Raw genomic sequence first — 14,286 nt, 5'->3', positions numbered from 1 at the left:
TGAATTAAAAAAGGCACCCAATGGGTGCCTTCTTTATTTGTACTTATTTGTTTGAATTATTTTTCAGTACAAGTTTCGTAGCAAAGGTTTCTTTGAGCTTCGTCTTGAACAAGAGCACACTCATCAAAACACCATGGCATCGACTTGTTACCTGATTGGTACATGTAGCTATCAATACAATAGTCACGTACTGAATTGAAACATGTGTAGAAATCTTCTTTGTTTGTTAACTCTTTACAAGTTTCTTGAGCTTCCATTGCACAAATTTTGATTTGGTTTGCGCTTGCGTTTACAGAAATAAAAAGAGTAGCAGCTAGTAATAATTTTTTCATATTTTTTCCCTCTAACGATTAAAGATCATAAACACATGAAGCGTTATTTCCTGTGATCTTCGCAAGTTCACTAAGGGCCGCTTCATATTGATATGAATTCAGTTTTCCATTTTCTTTTAAAGTATATTTTGACTTGTTATTTCCCAGATCTTTTTCAGATAGAACCTTGAAATAGTCCGAGTAGATAATATTCTCAAGATCAACTAGGGCATGATCCGAAATACGGGCCCAGTTGACGATGAGATTATATTGATGAAGCTTAGTATAGCCAGTGGCATAGTAAGCGTTTTCACAAATTTCTCTAATATTACTTGAAGCTTGTGCGTTAGATGTAACTGCAAAAAGCATCGCTAGTGTTAAAATCACTGATTTCATATATCTCTCCAATAGCATTGAGTGCCCACTTATAGCCAAGGGGATACGAAAATTAAAGTGATTTTATGAAATATGTAATTTCTGCACGCTAGATTTGAAGCATGGATTCCACAAAGTGGCGTACGCCTTGCGTTGCTACCTCTGCAATGGTTTCATCGAAAAGTTCAGCGTTATTTGTCGGGTGCGGATTGATCTCTAGACAGTGAGCACCGGCGCTCTTAGCAATCGCCACAAAGTTGGCCGCAGGGTAGACAAGCCCAGAAGTTCCAATTGAAATAAAGAGATCACATTTTAAGAGGGCCTCTTGAATTTCGTCGAGATAGAGTGGAACTTCGCCAAACCACACGATATGTGGCCTTAGATTGCCCTTCGTATGACAACACTGGCAGCGATCTTCAACTGTAAGGTCATCTTTCCATTCATAGATTTTCTTCGTTTTCTTACAACGAACTTTTAAAAGCTGGCCATGCATGTGGAAGATATTTTTTGAACCAGACCTCTCATGGAGGTTATCAACATTTTGAGTGATAATAGTTGTCTTAAATTTACCTGACTTTTCTAGATCGGCCAAGGCCTGGTGTGCATCATTAGGGTGAACTTCACCTGATTGTAGCTGTCGTCTTCTTTGATTATAGAATTCGTGGACTAAATTGGGGTTATTGTTGAAGGCCAAGGGAGAGGCCACTTCGTAAATATCGTGATTTTCCCAAAGCCCATTTTGGTCACGAAAAGTCTTTAATCCCGACTCTTTAGAGATGCCGGCACCAGTTAGTATACAAATGTTTTTTATGCCTGCAAGGAGTGCTTGGTCTTTTAAAAACTTCATGGAATTATGGTAACATACTCTAGGTGAATACATAAAGTGAGGATTTTAGTGGACCCATTATCGCAGGCCGTACTTGGATCAATGGCAGCTCTAGGAGCGACCAAGGTTAAGTCAAAGATACAAAGAAAGAAGGAAGAACCAAAAGAAGCTAAAGAAGCGCCTAGTTTAAAGGCGATAGCTCTTTGGGGTGCCCTTGCGGGAATGGCCGCGGACCTCGATATTCTCATTCGCTCATCAACTGATCCACTATTTCACGTTCAATTTCACAGACACTTTACTCATTCACTCTTTTTTATTCCCATAGGTGCCTTGATTGTTAGTTTATTTCTTAAACTATTTAGGGTTCCTGTTAAAAGAAGTTATCTTTATACATTTTGTGCCTATGCCACCCATGGCCTATTGGATTCATTTACAAATTATGGAACACAACTTTTTTGGCCCCTTTCTTCTAATAGGGTTGCTCTAAATACTGTTGCCGTTATTGATCCTCTTTGTACAATTCCACTTGTTATTCTTGTTCTTATTTGTCTACTTACGAAGAATTTAAAATTTAATACTGCGGCCATCATCTATGTTATTGCTTTCATGTCTCTTGGCTTTTATCAAAGAGAGCGCGTGACAAACTTTCTAACAACAAAGGGGCTTATTAATGAGCAGACCCAAAGAAAGATGATCAAGCCTACGATCTTTAATAATGTGGTCTGGCGTGGAATTGTTGTCGATCAAGATCAGGCAAAATTCTATGCCGTTAAAAGTATTCCTTTTGGTAAGATTAAACTCTATCCAAAAAGTGAGAGTGCATCCATTGTTAAAGAAAAAGAAATTAAGAATCTTTTAAAACATTATAAATCAGATAAGTTCCCTTATGACTATGAGAGATTTAGAAGTTTCACAAGTGGCTATCTTCATTGGGGAGAAGGCAATACAATTGTGGACTCTCGCTATAGTATTCTTCCTTACTCGTCAGAGTCTATGTGGGATATTGAATTTCACAAAGGTGAAGGGCACGTAACCTTTAATACTTCCCGTGCTGTGGACATCAATTCACGTAAAGAATTTTTAAAGCTCTTATTTGATTTCTAGTAGGTAAGATTCTAAGGCCCTTAAATTCTCTGGTGTAATTTCATGAGAATTAATCTCAAAGCTTTCGTATCGAGCATCAGCTATTTTCTTTTTTAGCTCTAAAAAGCTATTGTGAGAATTTTCAAATTCGACAACAGGATCACCTTCGTTATGAATTGAAAGGTGCTTAAAGTTTAAGTTCTCGCCAAGCTTATCGACTCTCGTATTTGCATTTATGGCAATAGAGGCACGGATCCCTGGAAGGTAGCTTGCCATAATTGGTGCAAGATAGCCTCCTTGAGAATAACCAACGATAGTGACATCTTTAAACTCAATATTTCTTTCTCTTAATAAATTTCCGAGGGCCTCAATCGGTGTACTCATATCGATATAATACTTCTGTCTTGTGTGATCATAGAAGTACCAGCTATAGCGATAGGTAATTTGATTTGGCCTAATCTTAGGAATTGGAAAGACACCATTTGGGATGAGTATACGAAAGCTTTCGCCAATTTGTGGTGATAATTTATCAACGATATTTTCTTTGATTTGTTCGTTATTTTGAGCAAAGCCATGGAGGACTAAAAGTGTCTTCTGTGCTTTAGCGTTACCCATTTCAAAGTAATCAATTGGGAGATTTGTACCAACAATTGTGCGACTAGTATTATTTTCCATATGTTCTATAATAGATGGGGCGAGGGGAATTTTAAAGTGAATTCTAAAACCGATAAGAACCTACAAAATGATGATATGGATTTGGCCAAAGAAATAATCTTGGAGAATATATCGTTCTTTGAGTGGATGAATATGGAGAACCTCCTCATTTCAATCAAAAGTGAGGATCTCAGTCTTCTTGATGAAGTGAATATGGAAGTACTGGAGTCCTACCTAAACGAATTTATCAAAGAAGGACTCGTGGAAATAAAGTACGAGGCCAAGAACGAAGCTTTTTACCGTCGTGTTCAAATTAAGAAAAAGAAATTTTTGAAATTCTTTTAGTGTCTCATTATAGAAAGATTGCCATGAATACCCAAAGGGCCCCTGCTGTTGATAGAGGAATCGTTAGGTTGTCATCAATTTTAAAATCCATAAAGTCCACGGCCGTTACAACAAGAGAGCTACAAATTGTGACAAGAGCAATTCTTATATTAAACTCGTAAACACTTAGAAGGACCATCAGGTGAATCGCAACTGTTGCAATTAAAAAAGCAAGAGTTCCCTCAAGGGAGCGGTTATCTTTTAGCTTTGTCTTTCCAAAGCGAATTCCAATGATAGCACTTAAAGGGTCACAAACTGCAAGTGTGAAAACAGCAACAAGTGTAATAGTTTTTGGAAATGTTAGGATTGTTAGAAGGAGTCCCATTAGATACGGCATCGAGGCCGACTCTTTAAGTTGTTCCTCTGCACGTAAAAGGTAGCGACTACCTAATTTCATTAATCGATTTTCTGGGTAATTAATTCTAATTTGTTCAAGAATATAGAAAACACATGTAGCAATACCAAGAATATGGACGGCCTGGGCGTGAGTTAGAAAATGCTTATAGATCATCCCCGCAATGAGGCCCATCGAGAAGTGAAATATCCTACGAGGCATATGTAGGTCTTTTCTTGTCTTCGTAATCTCTTCTTTTGTTTCGTTTTCTTCTTGTGAAACTTGTTCAGCTATATCTTTATTCGATGCTTCCACATCGTTATTTTCATTATTTGAAATCGTCGTATCCATATAGGCATCTTAACTCAGGTTGTTAATCCTGACAAAACTATTTTTTTAGTCCCGAGAGGCTGTTCGAGATAAAGTCTTTGGTGATTTTAAAAATTGAACGGCGATCCTGTCCATAGCTAAACTGCCCGTCGTTTAGAGACTCTAGAGAGACCTCTCCGCTGCGTTTAAGTGCTTCTTTAAGGATTAGTGGACCTGCTATTTCAAAGATGAAAATACTGGAGATTATGGTTTGAAAGATAATGTCGCTCGTAATATGGGGGATTTTTTGAATGGCCATGGCAATGGCTATTGCTGTCCCAGCATGCGAGTAGAGGCAATGTCCTAACATATTGTAATCATTAGTTGTTACTCGCCTAGCGAAGATACGGTGGGCAAAGAAAACAGAAAAAGTACGAATGACAATGTACATGATCACAAAGAGGGCGTTTTCAGAAATTAGACCTGCAATATTTATATGAGTACCAGCGTAGACGAAGAAGATTGCATAGAGTGAACTTCCTATATCTCTTACTGTTGTGTGAATGAGTCTCCCTTTTGAAGAAGCCTGAGTCACCGTAAATCCAAGAACTAGTGAAATTAAGAGTACATTTAAGTTTAAAAAATGGGCCAGGGTTTGAGAAAAGAGAATCATAGTAAGAATTGAAAAGAGGAAGTTACCAATCTTATTTTCAAAATTCTCAAGCCATGTCAAAAGAAGTCCAAGTGCAACTCCAATTGCAATGGAGCCAATAACTTCCTTGGCCATGGAAAGAATCGACTGATAGGAAGAAACAGATGAGGGCCAAAGCCCCGTTGCCTGAAAGACTGATGTAAAGAATAAGCTACCAACAATAGTTAAACCTGTTACTACTGCAAGGTGGATCATGATGGCATCAGTTATCGGGCCATGAGTATTATATTCTTTCATGACAAGAACCGTAGTAGGCGGTGCTGCTTCAATACTTATAATTCCAAGCATGACGGCAATGATAAATACATTGGCGGCGGAGAGTCCGGTAAATATCAGCAGGCAAGTAGCAAAGAGGATGCTACTGATAAGAAACATCAGAAAGACTTTATAATGCGTTTCTTTGATGAGCTCGTTACTTAATCGCCGTAAAAGATACTTATTAAATTCTCCACCAATATTGAAGAGGATGAGCCCTAAGGCCAGGTCTGAAAGATAATTTGTTTTTTCTAGAAATTCGTGAGTGATTATACCCGTGACATAGGGACCTAGGATAATCCCAAGCATAATGAAGCCACTGACTTTGGGAATACCGATGAATTTAGTAAAACGTGCTACCACAAGACAAAGCAGAAGGCACAGGCCTAGTATTGGAATAACGGCCTGGGTATCTGTTAAATCGATGAAGTTGAACACATTTAACCTCGCTCTTTGGCTTTGTTGAAATTTAACGCACACAGGCGCTAGATTAAACTTAAGAGGTATAAAGATGCGTTAATAAGATTAAGTTTTTTACAACTAATGATGTAAATGGCTACAATAGAAGTATCAATTATTTAACGAGGTTGTTCATTTGAAGAAGAAAATCTATTTCACACTTTTTATTCTCGCTATCATTGCAGGTCTTCTAGGTTGGGGAATCTTAAATTACCCTAAATCTGATGGGACTCGCTCTGGAAAATTAGTGCGAATTACAAAGAAAGGTGTCTTCTTTAAAACATACGAGGGAACACTTGATCTCGGTAGTGGAGATCGACTGACGTGGGGATTTTCAGTTCATGATAAGGCACTAGGCGAGCAGTTAGTTGCTCAGGCCGGAAAGAACGTAAAACTTGAATATAAAGAGCTCTTCTTTAAATTCTTCTACGAGACGAATAATGTCGTTGATGGTTGGTCGATTGTTGAAAGTGCTGAGGATAATGTCTTTCTATGCCGCTTAGTTCGTATCCTACAAGAAAACTCTTCTGTTGTTGAGTACCTAAGACCTCGAATTCAAGAGCAGGATAGTGAGCTGCTACAGCGCATGCGTGATTGTAAATAAGTGTGCCATGCTCCTTTGGTTTCGCACTTGCTAAGAACTGCCTTGATTATTTCGTATTTAGCAGATGCGAAACCAAAGGTGCATGGCACCTAAGCTTGGCAGCTTGAAAATCTTCGATGCTAAATCAGGCCGATGGCCATAACTTGAGATCTCAATAGATTAGGTTTGCAAATAGCTAATATTACTAGCATTTGTGAACAGTATCTTTAGCTAGTTATGCTAAATACTAAAAATTGTTAAGAAAATTTACTTTATGTCGATAAACTTGTTTGAGTAACGAAAATTATTTAACAGGTTTGATATCGATGCACGTTTTTCTCTTTCTAATAGCAATAGCTTTTAGCTCCTGTTCGAAGATTAAGTACTCTATCGTTGGTGGTGGAGGTATTACAATTCCAACAGTCTCTCTCTTAGACTCAGACTCTAGCAGTGAGGAGTTTAGTAATGACTTAACTGTTGGTATTAGTGTCGCAAATACAGATGGTGCGACAAAATATTGTATTTCTGAAACTCAAACAACTCAACCTACAGACACAGCAACTTGTAATGGCAGCGTTTGGATGGCGACTCCTCCTGCTACTTATACATTCAATCCTGGTGAAGGGAGTCGTGATCTCTATGTTTGGACGGCAGATAGTGCTGATCATATTTCCGAAGATCCAATTGTTGGAACTATTGAAGTTGATACCGTTGCACCAACAACGGCCATTACAACATCTCCTGCCACTGTCATTGATGAATCAAATCAAACAAGTTTTACTCTTAGTGGAACGTGTAGTGAAGACGGTGGTGAGGTTCAATTAACAAATGCAGCAAATGCGACGACAACTTGTTCAGGGGGAGCATGGAGTGTTGATGTTGATACAGCAGCAGTTCCTAATGGTGCCCTCGACTTTGATGTTGTCTATACTGATAGCGCAGGAAATTCTTCGCCCCAAGAAACGATTTCTCTGACAAAGAACGTTTCGATGCCTGATCCAACACTTACAATGTCATCTAGTGACTCAAATGATTTAACAGTTGGACTTAGTGTTGGAAATGATACTTATGCGACGATGTGGTGTTTATCTGAAACTCAGGCCACAAAGCCGGCCGATACTTCGACATGTGCTGGTGGAAGTTGGGTGACGACTGAGCCAACTGATTTTACTTTTTCAGCAGGTGCAGATGGATCAAGAACTGTTTATATTTGGACGGCCACAACTGGTGACTATATCAGTGATAATCCAATTAGCGCTACGATCAATTATGATACTTCAGTTCCAAGTGTGACTATTACAAATACAGCTGGTGAAGTCTTTGGCCCAAGTGCTACTTTATCAGGAACCTGTACAGAAGATGGTAGCGTGACTCTAAGTGGAAATGTCGTGACGAAGTCAACAGCATGTACTGGAGGGAATTGGAGTGATACCTTTGACTTTAGCTCCCAGGCAGATGGAGCAGTAACCGTAAGTGCGACAGTTTCCGATAATGCCGGAAATACATCTAGTCCAGAATCTAAAAACTTCTCAAAAACTTCAAGCTACTTACACTCTCTAAATATTGATACCATTAATAGTTACGATATTGACCTCAGTTACGCAGTAATCAACACAACAAATCTTCAAACTTATAAATATCAAATAGCAACAGGAACAACGGCGCCAAGTGATTGTAGCGCAGGTGTTGATTTTGGAAATACTAATCTTTCGCAATCCATCTCATCACTTGATCCTTCAACACAATATAGCCTAACAGTTTGTTATATCGATACTTCAAGTAATACGATTGGACAACAAAGTACGACGTTTACAACTGCGGCCATCGCTTCTTCTGGAACGAGCTTAACGTGTTCAGGTGGAGGAGATGTTAATACAACTTGCTATGTAAATGATCTTCAAACCATGGCCGATGCAACAGTCATTTATATTCCTGGTAATCTTGTGATTCAAAGTGGTGGTGATATCTCTTCAAATGCTGTTGAGAAAATTATTATGCAAGTTGATGGGAGTACTACGATTGAATCGGGTGGAAAAATTTCTGCAAACCTTACTCTTTTAAGTACGACGACTCTTGATATTCAAGCAGGTGCAAGTATTGATGTCTCAAGCAAAGGTTATGCTGGTGGTGCCAGTGGCGCTGCTAATGGAAGTGGACCTTCTGGAGGTTTTGGACACTCTAACACAAGTGCTGACCCAGGTGGAGCAGGGCACGCAGGGCCTGGCGGTGATGGCCGCTCAAGTGGAGGGACAACTGTCTATGGTTCAAGAACTGAGCCTGTTGACTTTGGTTCTGGTGGTGGTGCTGGTGATGCTCAGGCCGGTGGGGCCGGTGGTGGTGTCGCTAAAATTATTGCGACTAATTTAAATATTGATGGAAGCATTCTTGCCCAAGGTGGTGCTGGTGTTAACAGTTGTTGTGATCAAGGAGCTGGTGGTTCTGGTGGATCGCTATGGATTATTTCTCAAAATACAATTACTGGTGGTGGAAGTGTTTCTGTTAATGGTGGTTCAGCTGGTGGAATTAATGGTTCACAAGGGACAGGAGCTGGAGCAGCTGGACGAATTGCAATTTATCAAAACTCTGGGGTTTATACTTTTAATGGAACCATTGGTGTTTCTGGAGGAAGTATTGGTACTCGCGCATCAGATGGAAGCTTCTATTTAGGTCTTGCAAGCAATGACCAACTTTGTGATAGTGGAAATTTTTCTTCAACTTGTATTATTAATACTTCTAAAGTTATCGGTGGTGACATAAATCTCACAAGTGGTAACTTAACAATTGATACAACAGGTAACGTAAGGGTTAAGGGCCTTGACTCTGACTTTACTTTTAATAATGCTGCCGGCGATTTCACAATGGCCACTGGTGGTGTTTTCTCAATGGATGCAATGACGGCCATTAGTAATATTGTTGCTAATAATTTTAATATGGCCGGAACACTAAACGCTAATATTTCAGACTCAACGATTTCAAATGCAACGATCTCTGGTGCCATTAATGTAAATAATAAGGGGTACTTCGGAGGCCGTGCCATGGGCAATGGTGGTGGACCAGCTGGAGGTATTGGAACTGATGATAATGGTGGTGGCGGTGGTCACGCAACTGATGGTTTCAATGGTAATGCAGGGACGGCCGGAGCTCCTGCATATGGTTCAATTAGTGCTCCTGTTGATTATGGTTCAGGTGGAGGTGCTGGTGGTTCACGTATTGGTGGAAGCGGTGGTGGTGCCGTTAAGTTAAGTGTGACAAATACTTTAGATATCTCAGGAACAATTTCTGCTAATGGTGGCAATGGCCAAGAAAGTAGTGATATATCTGGAGGTGGTGCTGGTGGTTCAATTTGGCTAACTGCTGATAACTTAATTTTAGCTGCGACACTAACGGCAACTGGTGGAAGTTCTGGTCATACCAACTCCGCTGCCAATGGTGCTGGAGGACGAATTTCAATTATTGCAAATCAGGCAACTGTTAATGCAAATGTTAGCCACCTTGCTGGACGTGGAGTTGCTGAGGGAACGGCCTATGTAAATATCCCAAATATTTATCCAAATTGTAGTGGTGGTGGAGATATTCTAACAACGTGTTATATCAATGACACTCAAACACTCATGGCCAATGTAACTTATACAATCTTAGGAAATTTAACTCTTCAAAGTGGTGCTCTTGTTCAAACTCCTGATGCTACAAGTATTGATCTTAATATTGGAAGTAATCTTGTGATTGAATCTGGTGGAACACTTGCGGCCAATATAACAGAACTTAATGCTACAAATATTGATATTCAGTCTGGTGGTGCTATTAATCTTAATGGCCGAGGTTTCACTGGAGGCCGTGATGGTGGTGCCGATGGGAAGGGACCATCTGCAGGGTTAGGCAATGGCACTGATGAATCAGGTGGTGGAGGCCACGCTTCTGTTGGTGAAAACGGAGAGAATGCTTCAACAGCTGGTGGTAGTGTTGTCTACGGTGTAGCTAGCGCTCCAATTGAATACGGCTCAAGTGCGGGTGCTTCAAGTGGTTACGATGGTGGAGATGGAGGTGGTGCCATTAAAATTATTACAGATAACCTAACGGTTAATGGCTCACTAACTGCCAATGGTACAGACGGTGCTTCTGGCTCAATCTATGCGGCCGGTGGTGGTGCTGGTGGTTCAATCTGGCTTCAAGTAAGTAATTCTTTTTCTGGATCAGGAATGATTAGTGCTGCTGGTGGTGCAGGTAAGACATATACCTATGGAGCAGGGAGTGGTTCTGGGGGCCGTATTGCTATTGAGTTTAATGGTTCTTCTTATGACTTCTCTGGAAATGTTTTAACGACAGGTGGCCTTGGAAAGAAAAGGGCCGCAGATGGAACGTTTTATTTAGCTCTAGCAAATCCTTCAGCGATTTGTGATAGTGGTGATCTCGTTTCAACTTGCTTTATTAATCAAAGTAAAACAATTGGTGCAAATTATACAATCAATGCAAATAACTTAGAAATTGCAGATAGTGTCTCACTTTCTATCGATGGCCTAAACCCTGGTGTTGCACTTGATCTAACTGGTAACTTAACTCTTAAGCCAAACTCTAGTATCACATATCTTGCTAATGCTCGCGGAATTGAAATCTTAACTGATGGAAATACGACATTGGAAACAAATGCAATGATTATAGCCAATCTCACAAATCTAGAAACGCAGACTCTTGAGCTCCAAACAGGTTCAAGCCTCAATGCAAAAGGGCTTGGATATCTTGGGGCCGGTCTTGGCCGTCAAGATGGTTTTGGGATCTCTCCTGGACTTTCAAATAATACAGATGAAGCAGGTGGTGGTGCTCACGCATCTGCTGGTGGTAACGGAGAAGGCGCAGCAACGCTAGGTGGACAAACTCCATATGGTAGTGCAACCAATCCTGTTGACTATGGTTCAGGTGGTGGAGCTTCTAAGAATGTTTCTGGTGGTAATGGTGGAGGGGCCATTAAGATTGTGGCCAACGATATTATTGTAAATGGTAATATCCTGGCACAAGGAAATGACGGAGCGACCACTTCTATTTATGCTTCAGGTGGTGGTGCCGGAGGTTCTGTTTGGATTCAAGCGGCCAACTCTATTATTGGAACTGGAAATATTCTTGTTTCTGGTGGCGAAGGTAAATTATATTACTACGGAAGTGGTAGTGGTTCTGGTGGAAGGCTTTCAATTGAACTTGCTGGTAGTAATTATAACTTAACAGGTGTTGTTAATACTAATGGTGGATCTAGTAGTAAGCACGGTGGCCCTGGAACATTTCACTTAGGACTTTCAACTAATGATGCCATTTGTGATAGTGGTAATTTCGCAACTACTTGTACAATTGCTGCAACTAAACCATTAGGAAATAATATTGTTCTCACTGGTGCGGATCTTATTCTATCTCCAAGTGCAGGGCTTGCAATTCAAGGCCATAATGGAAATTTCTCGATTGATTTAACAGGAAGCCTAAGCCTTCAAGCTGGCTCAAGTATTTCTTATACAGAATATCTTAAATCGATTTCAATTGCGGCCGATACGGCCATCACAATTGAGAATGGATCATCAATTAATGCGAACCTATCTCTTCTTGAAACATCTGCTTTTGATCTTCAATCTGGTGGCCTAATTAGTGCAGTTGGACTTGGGTACTACGGTTCTAGAAATCGCCTTGAAGAAGGTTTTGGGCCTTCTCCTGGACTCACAAATAGTAATGATGAAGCTGGGGGCGGGGCGCACGGTGGAAATGGTGGAAATGGTGAAAACGCAACATCGACTGCTGGTGGAAATAGTCCATATGGTAGCTTAACTGCTCCTGTCACTTTTGGTTCAGGTGGTGGTTCATCTGGAAATTACCGAGGTGGTAATGGTGGTGGTGCCATCAAAATTATTGCTGATACTGTTAATGTTGATGGTGAGATTAAGGCCGACGCCAATGCTGGTTTAGGTGCAAGTATTTACGCTGCTGGTGGTGGTGCTGGTGGTTCCATTTGGATTACTGCTAATACAAGTTTTACTGGTACAGGTAATATTCAGGCCAAAGGCGGTAACTCTGGTGGACGTGGTGCTGGTTCAGGATCAGGCGGTCGCTTATCAATTGATATCACAACTTCAACTAATACATTTTCTGGATTTTTTGACTATGGGCCTGGTACTTCAACTCATCCAGGAGATTCTGGAACTCTATATTTTGCTTACTCAACATTAGACCAATTCTGTGATGTTGGAACAAGTGGAACGACTTGTGAAATTAACAATGCTAAGTGGCTACCGAGTGATCTCTTTGCTGGTAACTTAACTTTAAATAATGATATTTATCTCTATGATAGCGCTACAAATATTAACGTTACTGGTGATCTACTAGTGAAATCTGGTGCAACGATTCAGTCCCAAAATCGTGATAAGTACACTTTCGATATATCTGGAAATGCAACGATTGAAGCCGGTGCCACGATGAAGGTTAACCTTGCGGACTTTATTGCAACAAATCTCGATCTTGCTGGAACAGTTGATGTTTCGCAAAGAGGTTATACGAGTACGTCCGGACCAGGTGGAGGGAAAGACTCTAGTGGTGGGAATAATCATGGCGGTGCTGCTAGTTATGGAAGTATTGGTGGCCAAGGTTATAGTGCCAATACTTGGGGAAATCTGTATGGAGATGAAACTGCACCAACTGATTTCGGTTCAGGTGGTGGACGTCATGCTCATGCTGCCGGAGGTGACGGTGGTGGTGCCGTTAAGTTTTCTATTTCAAACTTAACAAATTTCACGGGAGCAATTTTAGCTAATGGTGGAAATGGTACTTATATATCAGGAAACTATGGTTCAGGTGGTTCTGGTGGTTCAATTTGGATCAATACTGGTTCAATTACTGGAAATGGATCAATGGCCGCTCAAGGTGGTTCTGCAACTGGATCTTCAAGTGGACATGGTGGTGCGGGCCGAATTGCTATCACGATGACAGACATTAGTGGTGTCTATCAATATGGTGGAACAATTGATATGAAAAATAACGATCGTGGAATTGATGAAGGTTCATTCTATGTATCATTAATGGATCAGGACTCAATTTGTACAACAGGTGACTTTGCCTCAACTTGTACCGTTAGTAACGACCTAACACTAGGTGGTGTGCAAAGCTTTACAGGTGCCGGAAACTTTATTCTTGATACAGCTATGACTCTTAGAGTTTATGGAAATAATACTGATGTAGGTTTTGATGTTAGTGGGAATTTCTCAACAGCAACTTCTAGTTTAATTTCTGCAAGTAAAGATATTACTCAAATCCATTCAGGTGGTGTTGTCACTTTTGATGGAGCTGTTGAAGCTGGGCTTCCTGATGTCTATGCAATCGGAGACATTAATGTGAATGCATCTATTTCTTCTCTTGGTAAAGGGGAGCTTCCTGGCCGAATTGGTCATAATGGATATGGAGTGGCAGGTGGACTTGCCTGTTCAAGTGGAAATAATCCGGCCGGAGCGGGAGGACACGCTGGAGCCGGTGGAAATGGTTATTGTACTAATAGTGGAATTACATATGGTAGTGCAACTGAGCCAAATACTCCGGGTTCTGGTGGTGGAAGTGATGACTCGGGTGATTACAGTGGTGGTGCTGGTGGTGGTGTCATCTGGTTAGTTTCAGATGCCAATGTTAATATTTCCGCTGTAGTCGATTCAAATGGTGTTAACGGAAACCTCTCTGGAGCAACAGGTGGCTCTGGTGCTGGTGGTTCGGTTTATGTAAAGGGCCTAACTTGTGATGGTAGTGGAAATATATCAACAATTGGTGGGTCAAATACGACAGGTTATCGCGGATCAGGTGGGGGTGGTGGCCGTATTCACGTAAATTGTGGAACGAATAATTGGCTTGGACTTGCTGATGCCTCTGGTGGCCTTGGTGCCGATGCCAGTCGTGATGGTGGAGTTGGTAGCGTCGATTATACAGTTATTCCGTAAGCGTGCCATGCACCTTTGGTTTCGCACCTGCTAAAAAATATCTTTGTGTTTTCGT

At 40.8% G+C, this 14,286-nt stretch carries 10 protein-coding genes; 4 read left to right on the top strand and 6 right to left on the bottom strand.

The annotated features are described in order from the left end of the window. Window positions 1–56: 56 nt before the first annotated feature. The 3 genes from ABMA78_RS00350 to ABMA78_RS00340 all read right to left on the bottom strand — a co-directional run bounded on the left by ABMA78_RS00350 (window position 57) and on the right by ABMA78_RS00340 (window position 1,533). A complete protein-coding gene (locus ABMA78_RS00350; RefSeq protein ID WP_392855911.1) occupies window positions 57–332 on the bottom strand; it encodes a hypothetical protein in 276 nt (91 codons plus the stop codon). A gap of 18 nt (window positions 333–350) precedes the next feature. Further along, window positions 351–707, bottom strand: a complete 357-nt coding sequence (locus tag ABMA78_RS00345) for a hypothetical protein (RefSeq protein WP_392855909.1) — start codon at window positions 705–707, stop codon at window positions 351–353. A gap of 88 nt (window positions 708–795) precedes the next feature. Next, window positions 796–1,533, bottom strand: coding sequence for an NAD-dependent deacylase (locus ABMA78_RS00340; RefSeq protein ID WP_392855906.1), 738 nt, complete (start codon window positions 1,531–1,533; stop codon window positions 796–798). Between the two features lie 48 nt (window positions 1,534–1,581). Here ABMA78_RS00340 and ABMA78_RS00335 point away from each other — a divergent pair, with 48 nt between their 5' ends. Then, on the top strand, window positions 1,582–2,616 hold the full coding sequence (locus ABMA78_RS00335) for a metal-dependent hydrolase (protein ID WP_392855904.1): 1,035 nt from the start codon (window positions 1,582–1,584) through the stop codon (window positions 2,614–2,616). On the opposite strand, the gene ABMA78_RS00330 is transcribed toward ABMA78_RS00335, so the two are convergent. Further along, the gene (locus ABMA78_RS00330) at window positions 2,602–3,270 is read right to left on the bottom strand and encodes an alpha/beta hydrolase (RefSeq protein WP_392855902.1); all 669 of its coding nucleotides are present in this window, start codon (window positions 3,268–3,270) and stop codon (window positions 2,602–2,604) included. The two genes, ABMA78_RS00335 and ABMA78_RS00330, sit on opposite strands and share 15 nt — an antisense overlap. A gap of 36 nt (window positions 3,271–3,306) precedes the next feature. Here ABMA78_RS00330 and ABMA78_RS00325 point away from each other — a divergent pair, with 36 nt between their 5' ends. Beyond that, window positions 3,307–3,594, top strand: coding sequence for a hypothetical protein (locus ABMA78_RS00325; RefSeq protein ID WP_392855900.1), 288 nt, complete (start codon window positions 3,307–3,309; stop codon window positions 3,592–3,594). A 7-nt stretch (window positions 3,595–3,601) separates the two neighbouring features. On the opposite strand, the gene ABMA78_RS00320 is transcribed toward ABMA78_RS00325, so the two are convergent. Both ABMA78_RS00320 and ABMA78_RS00315 read right to left on the bottom strand, forming a co-directional pair. Then, window positions 3,602–4,318 carry a diacylglycerol/polyprenol kinase family protein gene (locus tag ABMA78_RS00320; RefSeq protein ID WP_392855897.1) on the bottom strand — a complete coding sequence of 239 codons (717 nt, stop codon included), beginning with the start codon at window positions 4,316–4,318 and terminating at the stop codon, window positions 3,602–3,604. Window positions 4,319–4,355: 37 nt separating this feature from the next. Beyond that, complete coding sequence (locus ABMA78_RS00315; RefSeq protein ID WP_392855896.1) at window positions 4,356–5,681, bottom strand: cation:proton antiporter; 1,326 nt, start codon at window positions 5,679–5,681, stop codon at window positions 4,356–4,358. A 157-nt stretch (window positions 5,682–5,838) separates the two neighbouring features. On the opposite strand from ABMA78_RS00315, the gene ABMA78_RS00310 reads away from it, so the two are divergent. Both ABMA78_RS00310 and ABMA78_RS00305 read left to right on the top strand, forming a co-directional pair. Continuing rightward, window positions 5,839–6,306: a hypothetical protein gene (locus tag ABMA78_RS00310; protein WP_392855893.1), complete on the top strand. Its 468-nt coding sequence runs from the start codon at window positions 5,839–5,841 to the stop codon at window positions 6,304–6,306. Window positions 6,307–6,611: 305 nt separating this feature from the next. Further along, a complete protein-coding gene (locus ABMA78_RS00305) occupies window positions 6,612–14,231 on the top strand; it encodes a beta strand repeat-containing protein (protein ID WP_392855891.1) in 7,620 nt (2,539 codons plus the stop codon). The last annotated feature ends 55 nt before the right edge of the window (window positions 14,232–14,286 follow it).

Source organism: Halobacteriovorax sp. RZ-2, from assembly GCF_043196685.1.
In the GTDB taxonomy this organism is placed as follows: Bacteria; Bdellovibrionota; Bacteriovoracia; order Bacteriovoracales; family Bacteriovoracaceae; genus Halobacteriovorax_A.
Note: the sequence above shows the minus strand (reverse complement) of the source record. Positions and strands in the feature narration are given on the sequence as shown.

Excerpts from the sequence above, each read along its gene's own strand:
- ABMA78_RS00350 (WP_392855911.1), bottom strand. The coding sequence starts at position 332 with ATGAAAAAATTATTACTAGCTGCTACTCTTTTTATTTCTGTAAACGCA.
- ABMA78_RS00345 (WP_392855909.1), bottom strand. The coding sequence starts at position 707 with ATGAAATCAGTGATTTTAACACTAGCGATGCTTTTTGCAGTTACATCT.
- ABMA78_RS00340 (WP_392855906.1), bottom strand. The coding sequence starts at position 1,533 with ATGAAGTTTTTAAAAGACCAAGCACTCCTTGCAGGCATAAAAAACATT.
- ABMA78_RS00330 (WP_392855902.1), bottom strand. The coding sequence starts at position 3,270 with ATGGAAAATAATACTAGTCGCACAATTGTTGGTACAAATCTCCCAATT.
- ABMA78_RS00320 (WP_392855897.1), bottom strand. The coding sequence starts at position 4,318 with ATGGATACGACGATTTCAAATAATGAAAATAACGATGTGGAAGCATCG.
- ABMA78_RS00305 (WP_392855891.1), top strand. The coding sequence starts at position 6,612 with ATGCACGTTTTTCTCTTTCTAATAGCAATAGCTTTTAGCTCCTGTTCG.